Below are 14,824 nucleotides of genomic sequence, written 5' to 3' on the forward strand. Positions count from 1 at the left end.
GGGGCGGTGGCGGCGACGGCTGACCTGGGTGGCCGCGCTGGGCCTGGCGGCGCTGTTGCTCGCCAGTCTGCCCTGGCTGTGGACTACGGTCGCCGCACGTGGCCACCTGTACGACGAGGCCGAAGCGCCGGCGGCTGACGTGGTGATCGTGCTGGGCACCGCGGTGACGGAGGACGGGCGTCAGCCGGGTGTCCGGCTGGCCGGCCGTCTGGAAACCGCCGCCGAGCTGGTGCACAGCGGGCGTGCCCGGGCGGTACTCGTCTCGGGTGACGGGGGTGGAGCCTCCGGTGACGAACCGGCGGTGATGACCTCCTACCTGACCGAGCGGCTCGGCGTCGACGCGCGTCGCGTGGTGGCCGACCCGTACGGCCTGGACACCTACGACACCTGCGTCCGCGCGCGCGACGTGTACGGGGTCGAGCGGGCCTTGATCGTCACCCAGTCGTACCACCTGTCCCGGGCGGTGACGCTGTGCCGGCACCTGGGCCTCGACGTCGACGGGGTGACCGCCCGTTGCTCCGGTTGCGGGCCGACCCTGCTGGTGCAGAAGGCGGTCCGGGACTATTTCGCCAGCGGCAAGGCGGCCTGGGACGCGGTCCGCAACCGGCCGCCCGCAGTCCACTCACCGGTGGACCCGGCGGTCGAGAACGCGTTGAAGGACTGACTGTCCGGAGAGGGCCTACCGGTCCTGCAGCTCGAAGCGGATCGACCGGATCGGCAAGGCCGTCGGCGTCGCTGACGGTCCTGGCCGTGACGCGCCTGGCAGCCCGACGCCGGCGCCAGCACGAGGCGGACGCCTCCGAGGTCTGACGTCTGCTTGACGGCGACCGGACGCGGACCGGGGTCGGCGACCGGGTTGCGGGGTCAGCGCCGGCACGCGTACGTGTGGACTGCTCGCCCGCTGGCTGACGGATGGGCGATGGATTTCGGCCGGCGTGGCCGTCAGGTGGTGGCGAAGGCGGCGCGGCGGCGGGCGTCGACCTCGGCGGCCAGCGCGGGGGCGCGCTCCAGCGCCTCGTGGTGACCGCAAGCGGCCAGCCAGTTGGCCAGCATCAGGTGGCCGCCCTCGGTCAACACCGACTCCGGGTGGAACTGGACGCCCTCGATGGGCAGCGTCCGGTGGCGCATGGCCATCACCACGCCGGAGCCGGTCCAGCCGGTGACCTCCAGCTCCTCCGGCAGGGTCTCGGGCAGCACCGCGAGGGAGTGGTAGCGGGTCGCGGTGAACGGATCGGGCAGGCCCGCGAGTACGCCGACCGACTGGTGGCGTACCTCGGAGGTCTTGCCGTGCAGCAGCTCCGGCGCCCGGGCGACGGTGGCCCCGAACGCCTCGCCGATCGCCTGGTGACCCAGGCAGACGCCGAAGATCGGGATCTCGCCTGCGTACCGGCGGATGACGTCGAGGCAGATGCCCGCCCGGTCGGGGCTGCCCGGCCCGGGCGAGAGCAGGACGCCGCCCGCGCCGAACCGGCCCACCTCGGCCACGTCGATCTCGTCGTTGCGCCGCACCTCGCAGTCCACGCCGAGCTGGCCGAGGTACTGCACCAGGTTGAAGACGAACGAGTCGTAGTTGTCGATCACCAGGACGCGCATCGGCCTCACTCGTTCTCGCCGGGCGGGGCGGTGTTGTTCCGGTTGGTGTCGTACGGCAGGTCGTGCTCGTCGCCGGGCGGGGCGTCGTCGGCCGGGCCCTCGCCGGGCACCACGTCGCCGCCGCCGGGCACCTCGGAGTCCTGCTGGGTGACCTGCACGTCCTCGCCGGTGAAGGGCAGCAGCGGCCCTGCCCACGGGAACACCACGTACCAGAGCAGCGCCACCGCCGTGGTGGCGAGCAGCAGGCTGCCGGCGAGCTTGCCGGGGAGCCCGAAGGGAAGCTTGCGCCAGATCCAGGCGTACATCAGGTCCCCAGCTCCGCCGGGCGACCCTCGGACTTCGGCTGGGTACGGGTCAACTCGGCGTGGATGATCAACCGCTGATAGTTGTCGAACTTCGGGTTGCAGGTGGTCAGGGTCAGCATCCGCTTGGTCGCCTTCGCGCCTGGCCGGCCGGGCACCGCGGCGACCACCTCGACCTGGGTCGGCTTCACGATCAGGCTCTCGGTGACCTGGTACACGTACCACTCGTTGCGACCCTCGACCAGGATCGGGTCGCCCTTGCGCAGTTCGTCGAGCCGCCAGAAGGTGGCCCGGTTGCGGTGCCCGGCCACGGAGAAGTTGCCGACCTCGCCCGGCATGGCGCTGTCCGGGTAGTGGCCCGGGGCGTACCGGATGTCCTTCTGGGTGACGCCCTCGACCACGACCCATTCCTTGTCGAGCTTCGGGATGTAGAGGCCCGCGATCGGCTTGCCGTGCACCGGCGGCTTCGGCTTGGTCGAGGGGCTCGCCGAGGGTGCCACCGTCGGGTCGCCTTCGGGCCCCCACACCTCGGCCAACTGCTGGCTCAGCTCGCCCTGGTGGGCGTCGACGATCGCCGACTTGCCCCAGATCTCGTAGCCGGCGAAGAGCAGCACCACCAGGCCGAAGGTGATCAACAGTTCGCCGCCGACCCGCAGGCCGGTGCGTAGTCGGGACCAGAACGTCGGGCGGGTCAACTCCGAATAGACGCTCTGGTAGCCGTCGCCGGTCTGCTGCGGACGGAGCTGCACCACCCGCTCGCCTCGCCGCGGCTTGGGCGGCTCGTCGGGTTGGTCGGTGCCGTCCGACGGCTCCTCGCCCTTCGGCGGCCGGGGCACGGCTCCCATCAGGGCGGTCGAGTCCATCGCGGGCGGGCTGCCCGCCCGGACACCGGCGACCGCCGGGATGAGGGCGGTCGCGCCCGGGTCGGCCTGCCGGTTCGGCGCCGCCGCAGGTGGCTGCTGGTTCGGGGTCGCCTGCTGGTTCGGGCTTGCTGCCGGGGCGGCCGTCGGGTCGACCAGGCGGTTGCCCACGCCGGGGTTGTGGAGCGGGCCGGCCGGCCCGCTGGCGTTCGACGGCGGGGTGCCAGCGGCGTCGCTGATCTTCGGCATCAGCGCGGTCGGCCCCTCGACCGACCAGCCGCCCTGCGGCTGCTGCCCGCCGAGGCCCCCTTGTGGCTGAGCCGGTTGCGACCGCGATCCCTGCGCCTGCGGTGGCTGCCCGTGCGGCGCCTGCCCGTTCGGCGGCTGGGCCTGCGAGGCCGGCCCGCGCTGCGCCTGCGGGTAGGACGCCGGCCCGTGCGGCGTCTGCCCGACCTGCGGCCCGTGGGGCGTCTGCCCGGCCTGCGGCCCGTGCGCGTGAGATCCGTGCCCGTACGGCGGGTGCGTGCTCTGGGACGTCTGCCCAGGGTGAAGGCCATGGCCGGGGTACGGCGGCTGCCCGTAGCCCGGCCCGGTCTGCGGTGTCGCGCCGTGCGCCGTCGACGTCGGCTGGGCCGAGTGACCGGCCGGCGGCGGCGTGCTCGGCCGTACCTGCATCGCTCCGCCGCCTGGCTGCGTAGGCCCGGTGCCCGGCTGCACCGGCTCCGCGCCCGGTCGGTGCGGCTGGGCGGCCGACGGTGCCGGCGGGGCACCGGACCATCGCGGCGGTCCGCTGGACCCGGTGGTGCCCACCGGTGCGCCCGCGTTGCCGAACGCCGGGGTGCCCGACTGGCCCGGAGTGCCGGGCCCGGCGGCGCCGGCCTGGCCGGAGTCTGGATCGACGGACCTGGTGCTGCTCGGCTGGCCCGGGCCGGCTGCGGGTCGGCTCGCCTCGAAGGCGCCGCGCCAGGGCGTCGACTCCACCGGGATGTCCGGTTGGCCGGACGGCAGCGGTACGCCGTTCCACTGTTCGGTGCGGTCTGTGCCCTGCCGCCTGCCAGCGGCGCCGCCGGGGCCTTGGTCCGGTGCCGTGCCCCACTGGCCGGCGGCCGTGCGACCCGGGCCCGGTCCGGCGTCCCACCGGCCGGATGTCCCGGGCGCAGCGTCCCACCTGCCGGAGGCCGCAGCGTGGTCCTGACTGGCCGCGGCGTCCCACCGGCCGGTGGTCGCGGCGTGCTCCTGGCCGGGCCGGGCGTCCCAGTGGGCGGGTGTCGTCGGGCTCCCGGTGCGCTCCCGGTCGGTGCTGGTGTTCCAGCCACCCGGGATGCCCGGCCCGGCCGTGGATCGGCCGAACTGATCCGGCGCGGCACCGGCGTCCCAGCCGGCGGGGCCTGGCGGGGCAGCGTCGGCGGGCCGGCCGGCCTCCCCGGGTACGTCGAAACGACCGGAGTTCGGCGGTCGCGGCGTCTCCGGCACCGGGCCGCCGGTCTGGTCGGCGGGACGCGGCGGTACCGGGGCGGGCCAGCCGCCCGGCCGCGAGTGGCTCGACGACTCGGCCCGGTCGACCTTGGGTAGGAAGGCGGTGGGCTCTTCGGCCTGGTCGCGGTGCCGGCCGTCGGAGTGGGTGGTCACTGCGGCACCGTCGCCGAGCGCAGGGTGGTGGAGTCCTCGAACGCCGGGACGGTGACCGTGGAAACGGCTTCGGAGTAGCCGAGTTGGTAGTTGTCGACGGCGTTCTTGAACAACCGGACTCCCTCGGAAGCGGCGAGGGCCTGCTGAAGTGCCGCGGGGTCGCCAATTGCTACGATCTTGAACGGTGGGGAGTACACCCGCCCATGCAGCAGCAGGGTGTTACCCACGCAGCGTACCGCGCTGGTCGTCAGGACGCGGACATTCATGATTGACATCGCCTCGGCTCCGCCAGCCCATAGCGCGTTCACCACCGCCTGGACGTCGCCCTGATGGACGACCAGGTCATCGTTCGTGGCACCTTCGGGCAGATTGTGGAGCTGCGGCGCGTCGTTGAGCTCGACCGTCAAGCCGACGCCGGTGAGGGCGGTGAAGCCGGCGGCGGTGCGGCTGGCGGCGGCGCGTTCCTGCTGCTCCCTGATCGGGCCGTCCGAGTCGGCGAGATCAGCCGTACGGCTCTCGACCTCCCGGCGCAGCGTCGCGGCCCGTTCCTCGTTCGTCGCCACCTGGGCGCGGCGGTCCTCGATGAGCTCGGTGAGCTGGGGCCGTCGGTCCTCACGCAGGGCGGTGCCGCCGGCGGTGGTGGCCGTGGTGGTGAACAGCAGACCGGCCGCGGCGGCGATCAACGGTACGCCGATCGACCAGCCCGGCCGGCGCTGACGCGGCCGGCGGGGCAGCAACCCGGCGAGCAGCCGTCGCAGCACCTTCTGCCACGACGCCGCGCCGGACGTGTACTCCACGAACCGTTCCCCCTGTCCTCCTGCTTCGGCGCCCACACGGTGCGGTCGGAGCGACCGCCGTCCAGCCATCTTTCCGGGCTGCCGGGCACCGGTCTGGCCCCATTCGTGGATTGGACGGGCCGTCCGGACTACGCTAGCTGTCGAACATTATTGGCCATGGACCGTCGCCCTCGCGCCCGGTTGTAGGCCGGACGAGGTCGTAACCCCTCTGGAGAGCGTCGTGCCCAAGTCTCAGGTCCGTAAGAAGAAGGTGTACACCCCGCCGACGGACGTCCGCCCGACGGCGACGGCGGCGACGCGCAAGCCCAGCCCCGTGTGGCTGCCGGCCACGGCAGTATCGCTCATCGTCTTCGGCATCGGCTGGCTGGTGGTCTACTACCTTTCCGAGCAGGAGTACCCGGTCATGGAGCTGGGGTACTGGAACCTGGCGGTGGGTTTCGGCGCGATGGTCGGCTCCCTGATCCTGCTTTCCCGCTGGCGCTGACCCTCCGGTCAGCCACCCGCAAGCATCGGCAGCCAGCAGAGCCCGGCCGATACCCGGCCGGGCTCGCCTCCTAAGGTGTGCGCAGGGCGGCGTGGCCCGGGTGCGAGAAGTCTCACGTTACTGTTGGGTAACCTTGCGCGTAGGCTGCACTGCATGGCCGAGTGATGCAGGTCATCGACCGGTCCGGTGAGGGTGCGGCAGTGGTGAACCCACCGATCGCGCCCTGACCCGGCACCGGTCGCCGAGCCGCGCGTTACGCAGCAGACCGGGAGGCCAACTCGATGGGCAGCGTCCAGATCGTCACCACGATCCTCGCGGCCGCCATCACCGCCGTGGCGGTGTGGCTTGTGGTGCGCGCGGTCATGAAGATGGTGGCCGTGATCCGGCTGGGTCAGCCCGACCCGTCCCGGTTCGGCGACCAGGTCAGCCGTACGAAGACCATGCTCGCGGAGACCGCCGGGCACACCCGGATGCTCCGCTGGAGCGTGGTGGGCGCGGCGCACTGGTTCGTGATGGTCGGCTTCATCGTGCTGTCGCTGCTGGTGCTCGAGGCGTACTTCGAGGTGGTGTCGCCGACCGGCGGGCTGCCGCTGATCGGCGGCTGGGGGCTCTACGGTCTGGTCACCGAGTGGATCGGCATCCTGGGCATCGTCGGCATCGTGGTGCTGATCGCGATCCGGCTCGCCAACCGGCCGAACCGGGCCGGTCGCCGGTCGCGGTTCACCGGCTCAACGATGTGGCAGGGCTACTTCGTCGAGGCGGTCGTCCTCGCCGTCCTGATCATGGGCTTCCTGATTCGTGGCTTCAAGGTGGCCACCGATCACTTCGAGTACCCCACCTGGGCCGCCCCGCTCAGCCACGCGGTCGGCTCGGCGCTGCCGGACTGGGAGTCCGCCGTCAGCGTCGCCGCCCTCATCAAGATCGCGATCTCGATGACCTGGCTGATCGTGATCTCGCTGAACGTGACCATGGGCGTCGCCTGGCACCGCTTCCTCGCCTTCCCCAACATCTTCTTCAAGCGCAAGCCGGGCGCGGCCGGCTCCGGTCTCGGCCCGCTGCGGCCGATGATGAGCGACGGCAAGCCGCTGGACTTCGAGGAAGCCGACCCGGAGAAGGACCAGTTCGGCGTGGCCCACGTCGAGCAGTTCACCTGGAAGGGCCTGCTGGACTTCAGCACCTGCACCGAGTGCGGCCGGTGCCAGTCGCAGTGCCCGGCCTGGAACACCGGCAAGCCGCTGTCGCCGAAGCTGCTGGTGCTCAGCCTGCGTGACCACGCGTACGCGAAGGCGCCCTACCTGCTGGCCGGCGGCGGCAAGGACCTGACCGGCGAGGAGAAGGCCACCGCCGCGCAGCTCGCCCACGTCGACGTGCTGGCCCTGGCCGAGGCGGAGAAGCCGCTGATCGGCGACGCCGAGGCGGGCGGCGTGATCGACCCGGACGTGCTCTGGTCGTGCACCACCTGCGGCGCCTGCGTGGAGCAGTGCCCGGTGGACATCGAGCACGTCGACCACATCGTCGACATGCGCCGCTACCAGGTGCTCATCGAGTCCAGCTTCCCGTCCGAGGCCGGCGTGATGCTGCGCAACCTGGAGAACAAGGGCAACCCGTGGGGCGCGCCGCAGAACACCCGCGAGGACTGGACCAAGGGCCTCGACTTCGAGGTTCCGCGGGTCGGCGAGGTCGAGGACTTCGAGTACCTGTTCTGGGTGGGCTGCGCGGGTGCCTTCGAGGACCGGGCCAAGAAGACCACCCGGGCGGTGGCCACGCTGCTCAACGAGGCGGGCGTGTCGTTCGCCATCCTCGGCGAGGGTGAGACCTGCTCGGGTGACCCGGCCCGTCGGATCGGCAACGAGTTCGTCTTCCAGATGCTCGCGCAGCAGAACGTGGAGACCCTCAACGAGGCGTTCGAGGGCCGGGAGAAGGCCAAGCGCAAGATCGTCGCAACCTGCCCGCACTGCTTCAACACGCTGGGCAACGAGTACGGCCAGCTCGGCGGCGAGTTCGAGGTGGTGCACCACACCCAGCTGCTGGCGCACCTGGTCGCCACCGGCAAACTCACCCCGGTGCAGCCGGTCGACGGCGGCGTGACGTACCACGACCCGTGCTACCTCGGCCGGCACAACCGGGTCTTCGCCCCGCCGCGTGAGGTGCTGGGCAGCGCCATCAACGGCGGCACCGGTGGCGCGGACAGTGGCCTGGTCGAGATGCCGCGCAACAGCGAGCGCTCCTTCTGCTGCGGTGCCGGCGGCGCCCGGATGTGGATGGAGGAGCGGATCGGCAAGCGGATCAACGTGGACCGGGTCGAGGAGGCAATGTCCACCGGGGCGAAGACGGTCGCCGTCGGCTGCCCGTTCTGCTCGACGATGCTCAACGACGGGGTGAACGGCAAGGGCGCCGGCGAGCAGGTCGAGGTGGTCGACGTGGCCAGCGTCCTGCTCCGCTCGGTCAAGCCCGAGCCGGCCCGGGGCGCCGAGGAGGGCGAGCCGGTCGCCCGCTGACCGGCGAGCGTACGCAGGGTACGGCGGCATCGTCACCGATGTCGCCGCGCCTGTTTTTACGTATTGGCGTAGGTGACTATAACGGATTGGTCGACACGCTTTGTGTGTGATCGGTTGCGCAAAGGTGAATAGGCCGATGGTCGCCTTGATTCCGCACCGCGCCTTCCCTAATGTTGGGCACCGGCCGCCGTGGGTCGTCTGTCTCGCCCCTGCCGCTTGCGAGACGCCCGGTGGTCGGTTGCAAAGGAGTCGGTGCCGGTGGCAACCATGCCCCTCCAGCGTCACGTGCCCAGACGTGCCAGTCGTCCAGGTGGCCTCCGCAGGGCCGCCCGCCGCGTGGTCGTCCTGGTCGCCGCTGCCGCGGTCGGCGCCGGCCTGCTCGCCGCCCCCGCGTACGCCGAGCCCTCGGTCGACGAGATCGAGGCGCAGATCGACAAGCAGTGGCGGCAGCTGGAGCCCACGATCGAGCAGTACAACAAGGTGCGGGCTCAGCTGAAGGTCAACCGCGAGAAGTCAGCCGGCCTGGAGAAGAAGATCCAGCCGCTGGCGCTGGAGGCCGAACTGGCGATGAACCGAGTGGCCGACATGGCCTCCCGGTACTACATCAGCGGCCCGTCCCAGGAGCTCGGGGCGGTCCTGCTCAACGCGAAGCCGGACATGCTCGGCGAGCAGATGGCCTTCCTCAACCGGCTGGCGGCCCAGGAGCGTAAGCAGCTCGAGGGCGTCGTGAAGATCCGGAAGAAGTACGACGGCCAGAAGGCCAAGCTCGACACTCTGATCGCTTCCCAGGAGAAGCAGGAGAAGGAGCTGGCGGCGAAGAAGAAGCAGATCGACGCCAAGATCAAGCAGCTCGAACGCTCACTGCCGGTGACCACGGTCAAGACGACCAACTGTCCCACCATCAACGGCGTGGTCAGCAACGCCGCCCGGACCGCCATCAGGACGGCGTGCGCCCAGGTCGGCAAGCCGTACGTCTGGGGTGCCACCGGGCCGAACTCGTTCGACTGCTCCGGGTTGACCCAGTACGCCTACAAGGCCGCCGGGATCTACCTGACCCACTTCACCGGTGCCCAGTGGAACCAGGGCAAGGCGATCTCCCGGGCCGACGCCCGGCCAGGTGACCTGGTCTTCTTCTTCAGCGATCTACATCACGTCGGGCTCTATCTGGGCAACAACCAGATGGTGCACGCGCCCCGCGCCGGTAAACCGGTCAACGTCTCTTCCATCACGACCATGCCGGTGGCCGGCTTCCGCAGACCCGGCTGACCGACCCGGCTGAGCAGCCGCGCAGGAACTAACGAGGGCCCCTGGTCAAGAGACTGGGGGCCCTCGTCATTGTCGGATTAAAGCACTGAGAGTGACGGTGCGGATCTGTTGCGTATTGACGCCGGTCCTCCCTACGCTGGGCAATCGTCGGCCCGCTGGCAGGTCCGCCCATCCGGGGCGGTAACGGTCCGACACCGCCGAGTCGCATTCGAGCGAGCCGGGGACCCAGGCACCAGGGGTGAATCCGCGATGGTCGCGGTAGGGCGCACCCTTCCCGCCCGAACCCGTCAGCTAACCCGGTAGGCGGTCAGGGAAGAAGGAGTACGGAGCCCGGTGGCACACCATGCCCCGCGGCCACCGTCGCAGCGGCCGGCAACGCCCGGCCCGGAGACGGCTGGGCCGCGTTCCCGCTGGTACCGCTGCACCACCGCACTCGCTGTCCTGGCCACCGCAGCCGTGATCCTGGCTGGCGGTGCCACGGCGGCACGCGCCGACCCGACGGTCGCCGACATCGAGCGCCAGATCGACGAGGACTGGAACAGACTCGAACCCGTCATCGAACGGCACAACGCCACCCGTCAGGACCTGGCCGCGAAGCGGCGGCAGGCCGACGCCCTGGCCGCCCGGATCGCGCCACTGCAACGTCAGGTGGACCAGGCGATGGACCGGGTCGGCGCGCTGGCCGCGCGGGCCTACAAGGGTGAGACGGTCCGAGCGGTCAACACGCTGCTCGGCAGCCGATCGCCCGGCGAGGTGGTCGAGCAGCTCGGCATGCTCGACCGGTACGCCCACTACCAGCAGCAGGACGTGCGGCAGGCCAGCGCCCTGCGCGACGAACTCGCCGCCGCCAAGGCCGAACTGGACGGCACCGTCGCCCAGTTGGCCCGTACGGAGGCCGACCTTGCGGCCAAGCGACGGCAGATCGACGCCGAGATCGACCGGCTGCAGCGGCTGCGGCTGCGGGCGTACGACAACGGGGGTGGCGGCCCGCTGCGACCGGCCCCCTGCCCGGCGAGCTACCCGGGTGGACCGGCCGGGGAGGCGGTCACCTTCGCCTGCGCCCAGATCGGCAAGCCGTACTCGTGGGGCGCCGAGGGGCCGAACGCGTACGACTGTTCCGGGCTGACGCTGGCCGCGTGGGCCCGAGCCGGGGTGGCGTTGCCGCACAACGCGGCGCGGCAGCGCCAGGTCACCGCGTCGGTCAGCCGGAGCGCGCTGCGCCCGGGGGATCTCGTCTTCTACTACCGGGACCTGCACCACGTCGGCATGTACGTCGGCGGGGGCTGGGTGGTGCACGCCTCCCGTGCGGGTCAGCCGGTGAAGATGAAGCGCCTGGACCTCGGCCCCATCCACAGCTTCGGCCGGCCCGGCTGAGGCGTACCCGGTCCGTCGGCGGGGCCCCGGTGCGGGCCCCGCCGTTCGGTCAGCGGGTCGGCCAGGTGCGCCAGTTCTGCCACGCGCGGCTCGGTGTCGGGCCGCGCTGGCCCTGGTAGCGCGAGCCGTAGACGGCCGAGCCGTACGGGTGCTCGGCGGGCGAGGAGAGCCGGAAGATGCAGAGCTGGCCGATCTTCATGCCGGGCCAGAGGGTGATCGGCAGATTGGCCACATTGGACAGCTCAAGGGTGACGTGGCCGGAGAAGCCGGGGTCGATGAAGCCGGCGGTGGAGTGGGTGAGCAGACCGAGGCGGCCCAGGCTGGATTTGCCCTCCAGCCGGCCGGCGAGCTGGTCGCCGAGGGAGATGACCTCCAGCGTGGAGGCGAGCACGAACTCGCCCGGGTGCAGCACGAAAGGCGCGCCGTCGGGCACCTCGACCGGCGAGGTCAGGTCGTCCTGCCGGGTCGCCGGGTCGATGTGGGTGTAGAGATGGTTGTTGAAGACCCGGAACAGCCGGTCCAGGCGTACGTCGATGCTGGACGGCTGCACCAGCGTGGGCTCGAACGGCTCCAGCGCCAGGGTGCCTGCCTTGATCTCGGAGACCAGGTCGCGGTCGGAGAGCAGCATCGCCACACCATAGCTGCCGGTACGCGTGACCTGCGTGTCGCACTACCTCCCTAGAACATATGTTCGATAGGATGTCGGCATGGCTTCCTGGTCCGAATTCGCCGCTGACGAGCCTCGGCTCGCCGACGGGATCCGCCTTCTCATGCAGCAGTACGGCCCGGGCTTCGGCTACCTGGCCACGGTCCGCGCCGACGGCGGGCCCCGGGTGCACCCGGTCTCCCCGGTGATCACCGATGACGGTCTGTTCTGCTTCGTGATCGACTCGCCGAAGCGGCGTGATCTCGAACGCGATGGGCGCTACGCCCTGCACTCGTTCCCGCCGGAGGAGAGCGACGACGAGGCGTACGTCGCCGGCCGGGCCCGGCCCGTCACCGACGACGCCACCGTGGCCCGACTGGCGCTCGCATCGCGGGCCGCGCCGCACGCCGATTGGCGGCTGTTCGAGTTCACGGTCGACGTGGCGATGCTCTCCCGCCGCGAGCACACCGGTGCCGGCGAGCTGGCCGGCCAGCCGGCCGTCCAGGTCTGGCTCGACCCCACCGCGGCGACTCCGGAGGTCGCTCGTCCCGCGCCGCGCCCGGCCCGGACGAGCCGGCACGCCCGCCGCGCGGCCTGATCCGACACGCGCCGGTGCCGGCCCCGTCAAACGGAACCGGCACCGGGTGTACGCGTTGACCTGGCCCCGCGCCTACGCGCGGTAGGTGTTCCAGGCGTTGATCATCCGGGTCGCCTGGCCCGGGGTGAACTGGTACATGCAGGAGTCGAAGGTGTAGTCCATGAAGTTGGTGATCGGGTCGAGGCCCGGGCTGGAGCAGGTGTCCCGGCCGGTCGGGCACTGGTAGGCCGGCGACGCCTCGGCCGGGGTGTCCGCGACCTGGTCGCCCTGGCCGGAGCAGCCGCCCTGGAAGGTGTGGTAGAGGTTCAGCCAGTGGCCGACCTCGTGGGTGCCGGTGTCGCCCTGGTTGTAGTTGGTGGCGGTGCCACCGGGCAGCGACTCGCTCAGCACGACCACGCCGTCCATCACGTTCAACGTGCTCTGCGGGAAGGTCGCCCAGCCGAGCAGACCGTTGCTCAGCTCGCCCAGGTAGATGTTGAGCGTGGCCTTGTTGCCCTGGCGCAGCTGGGTCTTCATCTGCCGCTCGGCGGAGGTGCCCTGCCGGATCGGGTACCACGCCGTGTTGGTGACCCGGTTGATGCTCTGGAGCTGGAACGCGAAGGCGGTGGCGGCACCACCCGTCGCTCCGGCGAACGACTGGTTGAGCACGTTGATCTGCGACTGGATCATCGAGTCGGGGATGTTCCCGCCGGCCCGGGTGGTGTCCCGCCGGATCACGTGCACCACGACCGGGATGGTGACCGACGCGGCGGCGGCCTGGGCGCTCAGCGTGCGCTGCCCGACCCGCTTGGCCCGCTCCTGCAGCAGGTCGGCGAACTCGGCCTCCCGCTGGTGCAGCTGGGCCATGGTCAACTCGTTCGGGTCGTGCTTGACGACCGCGTCGCCACGGACCCGGGCCGCGGTGCCGGTCGGGTCCTCACAATGTTCGTCGGCGACGACGGCGGCGGCCGCCGGGCTCGCGGCCGTGGTGGCGGCCGGCAGCAGGCCGACCGTGGCCACGCCGAGCACCAGGGCCATCGAGGTCGATGCGATGCCGGCGATGCGCCGGTGCAGCAGGACGGGACGGAGTCCCATAAGCCCACCTCTTTCTGGCGACGCGACCGGGGGTTGTGTCGCGTCGTGCGGGAAACGTGAGGCAGACGTTACAAGCCATCGATACATTTGAGAATAGGAATGTTGTTGCCGGCGTGAAACTTCTCGCTGGCACGGATGGCCGGCGCCGGACCGCGCGGCGCGAAGGGGTGCCTGGGTGCACCGGGTCGGTGACTCAGGTACAGTGGTGCCGCTTGCGGGTGTAGTTCAATGGCAGAACATCAGCTTCCCAAGCTGACAGTGCGGGTTCGATTCCCGTCACCCGCTCCACGCACGGAAGCCCTGGTCAGGACAGATGTCCCGCCAGGGCTTCCGTGGATCTAGGTCATGCTGAAACAGAGGTGGGCCATTAGCGGGCCATTACCTCGCCTCGGCGGCCGGTCAGCCGCCCTCGACAACCCGCTTGACCTTGCGCTTGCTCGGCTTGCGCCGGGCCGCCTTGACCGCCTTGTCGATCGCGTCGGCGATGCCCTGGTCGGCCTCCCGGTTGGCGTGCTGGTAGATCAGCGCGGCACGCGGGCTGTCGTGCCCCATCCGCGCCATGATGTCGCGCAGGCTCGCCCCTGGTGCCCGCGACGCGAGGGTGTTGCCGGTGTGCCGTAGGTCGTGAAAGTGCAAGCCGGGAACACCCACGGCGGCGACCGCCTCGGGCCACTTGACCAGCTTGTTGAAGTTGCCGCGCCACAGGTTCCGGCCGCTCTCGCCGGTGAACACGAACGCCTCGGGTGCCTCGCCGACATAGCTGCCCATGTGCTGTTTTAGCACAGGCAGTGCCGCCTTGGGCAGGGCCACGGTCCGAGCACCCGCCCGCGACTTTGGCGGGCCGAGGATCAGACCGGTTCCCCGGTGCTCGACGAACGCCTGTCGCACCCGCACCGTGCCGGCCGACAGGTCGACGTCGCATCGTTGCAGGGCGACCGCCTCGCCCCACCGCAGGCATCCGAACGTCGTGACCAGGATCAGCGCCCGGAAGCGCTCCGGCATCCGCTCGGCCAGCGCGAATATCTGCGGGACGGTGAGGACCGGTCGCTCTGCGGGCTTCTCCTGGTCGGCACCGACGACGCGGCACGGGTTGACCCTGATCAGTTCGTCCTCCTTGACGGCGGTCATCAGGATCGCGCGTAGCAGCCGGTACGCCTTGGCGGCCATGGTCACCGACACGCCCTCGGCCAGCAGCAGTGCCCGCCATTCGCGGACCATGGGCGTGTCGATCCGGTTGAGCGGCATGTCGCCGAGGTGCGGCGTGATGTGCCTGCCGAGCGTCCAGCGGTACAGGTGCACGGTCCGGGGCCGCAGGTTCGGCCGCTCGGCGATCCACCGCTCGGCGTAGTCGCGTAGCCGGATCTTGCCGCGCTCAGGGTCGATCCACTCGCCCCGCATCATCTGGGCCTCTACCAGTGACAGGTACTTCTCGGCCTCGGCCTTGCGGGCGAACGTCTGCGGTGCGGAGCGCATCCGTCCGTCCGGGCCGGGGTAGCGAGCCTGATAGCGGCCGGACTCCCGTTTGCGGATGTTGCCGAATCGGCGGTGTCCCTCTTGGTTTGCCATGATCAGGCGACACTCCTCAGTCCGTGCCAAACGGTCTCTGCGGTCATGGGCTCAACTCGTCCGGCGTGGACGAACGCGGCCAGGTCGGCGGGGTCGATCCGGATCGATCGGCCGAGACGGTGGAATGCGATCTGCCG

General features: G+C 71.0%; 13 protein-coding genes, 1 tRNA gene and 1 riboswitch. Of the genes, 7 read left to right on the forward strand and 7 right to left on the reverse strand.

All coding sequences use genetic code 11. The features are described 5' to 3' along the window. A partial coding sequence (locus tag C1I95_RS05520; RefSeq protein WP_438941286.1) for a SanA/YdcF family protein occupies positions 1 to 664 on the forward strand: 664 nt, incomplete at its 5' end. Between the two features lie 278 nt (positions 665 to 942). Here C1I95_RS05520 and C1I95_RS05525 read toward each other — a convergent pair. From C1I95_RS05525 to C1I95_RS05540, 4 genes are read right to left on the reverse strand one after another with little or no spacing between them, the layout of a single operon-like run. After that, entirely contained in the window at positions 943 to 1,593 is a 651-nt protein-coding gene (locus C1I95_RS05525; protein ID WP_111212676.1) for an aminodeoxychorismate/anthranilate synthase component II, read from the reverse strand. A gap of 5 nt (positions 1,594 to 1,598) precedes the next feature. Beyond that, complete coding sequence (locus C1I95_RS05530) at positions 1,599 to 1,898, reverse strand: hypothetical protein (RefSeq protein WP_111212677.1); 300 nt, start codon at positions 1,896 to 1,898, stop codon at positions 1,599 to 1,601. Next, complete coding sequence (locus C1I95_RS37300) at positions 1,898 to 4,384, reverse strand: class E sortase (protein ID WP_233513376.1); 2,487 nt, start codon at positions 4,382 to 4,384, stop codon at positions 1,898 to 1,900. Before C1I95_RS37300 ends, C1I95_RS05530 begins: the two co-directional genes overlap by 1 nt. Further along, positions 4,381 to 5,181, reverse strand: coding sequence for a DUF881 domain-containing protein (locus C1I95_RS05540; RefSeq protein WP_111212678.1), 801 nt, complete (start codon positions 5,179 to 5,181; stop codon positions 4,381 to 4,383). Before C1I95_RS05540 ends, C1I95_RS37300 begins: the two co-directional genes overlap by 4 nt. A gap of 220 nt (positions 5,182 to 5,401) precedes the next feature. Here C1I95_RS05540 and C1I95_RS05545 point away from each other — a divergent pair, with 220 nt between their 5' ends. The 4 genes from C1I95_RS05545 to C1I95_RS05565 all read left to right on the forward strand — a co-directional run bounded on the left by C1I95_RS05545 (position 5,402) and on the right by C1I95_RS05565 (position 10,803). Next, entirely contained in the window at positions 5,402 to 5,665 is a 264-nt protein-coding gene (locus C1I95_RS05545; protein WP_111212679.1) for a cell division protein CrgA, read from the forward strand. A gap of 281 nt (positions 5,666 to 5,946) precedes the next feature. Continuing rightward, positions 5,947 to 8,163: a (Fe-S)-binding protein gene (locus C1I95_RS05555; RefSeq protein WP_111212680.1), complete on the forward strand. Its 2,217-nt coding sequence runs from the start codon at positions 5,947 to 5,949 to the stop codon at positions 8,161 to 8,163. Positions 8,164 to 8,415: 252 nt separating this feature from the next. After that, complete coding sequence (locus tag C1I95_RS05560; protein ID WP_438941287.1) at positions 8,416 to 9,429, forward strand: C40 family peptidase; 1,014 nt, start codon at positions 8,416 to 8,418, stop codon at positions 9,427 to 9,429. 185 nt (positions 9,430 to 9,614) lie between these two features. After that, a riboswitch (cyclic di-AMP (ydaO/yuaA leader) is annotated at positions 9,615 to 9,750 on the forward strand. Positions 9,751 to 9,762: 12 nt separating this feature from the next. After that, positions 9,763 to 10,803: an NlpC/P60 family protein gene (locus C1I95_RS05565; RefSeq protein WP_111212682.1), complete on the forward strand. Its 1,041-nt coding sequence runs from the start codon at positions 9,763 to 9,765 to the stop codon at positions 10,801 to 10,803. Between the two features lie 49 nt (positions 10,804 to 10,852). Here C1I95_RS05565 and dcd read toward each other — a convergent pair whose 3' ends face one another. Continuing rightward, entirely contained in the window at positions 10,853 to 11,431 is a 579-nt protein-coding gene (gene dcd, locus C1I95_RS05570) for a dCTP deaminase (RefSeq protein ID WP_111212710.1), read from the reverse strand. Between the two features lie 79 nt (positions 11,432 to 11,510). Between dcd and C1I95_RS05575 the strand changes: the two genes are divergently transcribed. Continuing rightward, positions 11,511 to 12,047: a pyridoxamine 5'-phosphate oxidase family protein gene (locus tag C1I95_RS05575; protein WP_111212683.1), complete on the forward strand. Its 537-nt coding sequence runs from the start codon at positions 11,511 to 11,513 to the stop codon at positions 12,045 to 12,047. Positions 12,048 to 12,119: 72 nt separating this feature from the next. Here the strand turns inward: C1I95_RS05575 and C1I95_RS05580 are convergent, their stop codons facing one another. Next, entirely contained in the window at positions 12,120 to 13,121 is a 1,002-nt protein-coding gene (locus tag C1I95_RS05580; protein ID WP_111212684.1) for a zinc metalloprotease, read from the reverse strand. A gap of 214 nt (positions 13,122 to 13,335) precedes the next feature. Between C1I95_RS05580 and C1I95_RS05585 the strand changes: the two genes are divergently transcribed. Then, positions 13,336 to 13,409 (forward strand) — tRNA-Gly (locus C1I95_RS05585). A 111-nt stretch (positions 13,410 to 13,520) separates the two neighbouring features. Here C1I95_RS05585 and C1I95_RS05590 read toward each other — a convergent pair. Then, on the reverse strand, positions 13,521 to 14,687 hold the full coding sequence (locus C1I95_RS05590; RefSeq protein WP_111212685.1) for a tyrosine-type recombinase/integrase: 1,167 nt from the start codon (positions 14,685 to 14,687) through the stop codon (positions 13,521 to 13,523). Between the last annotated feature and the right edge of the window lie 137 nt (positions 14,688 to 14,824).

The sequence above is a fragment of the Micromonospora craterilacus genome, from assembly GCF_003236315.1.
Taxonomy (GTDB): Bacteria; Actinomycetota; Actinomycetes; order Mycobacteriales; family Micromonosporaceae; genus Micromonospora; species Micromonospora craterilacus.

What these genes read in the sequence shown, in the direction of transcription:
- C1I95_RS05525 (WP_111212676.1), bottom strand. Translation starts at nt 1,593, where the DNA reads ATGCGCGTCCTGGTGATCGACAACTACGACTCGTTCGTCTTCAACCTG.
- C1I95_RS05530 (WP_111212677.1), bottom strand. Translation starts at nt 1,898, where the DNA reads ATGTACGCCTGGATCTGGCGCAAGCTTCCCTTCGGGCTCCCCGGCAAG.
- C1I95_RS05555 (WP_111212680.1), top strand. Translation starts at nt 5,947, where the DNA reads ATGGGCAGCGTCCAGATCGTCACCACGATCCTCGCGGCCGCCATCACC.
- dcd (WP_111212710.1), bottom strand. Translation starts at nt 11,431, where the DNA reads ATGCTGCTCTCCGACCGCGACCTGGTCTCCGAGATCAAGGCAGGCACC.
- C1I95_RS05575 (WP_111212683.1), top strand. Translation starts at nt 11,511, where the DNA reads ATGGCTTCCTGGTCCGAATTCGCCGCTGACGAGCCTCGGCTCGCCGAC.
- C1I95_RS05580 (WP_111212684.1), bottom strand. Translation starts at nt 13,121, where the DNA reads ATGGGACTCCGTCCCGTCCTGCTGCACCGGCGCATCGCCGGCATCGCA.
- C1I95_RS05590 (WP_111212685.1), bottom strand. Translation starts at nt 14,687, where the DNA reads ATGGCAAACCAAGAGGGACACCGCCGATTCGGCAACATCCGCAAACGG.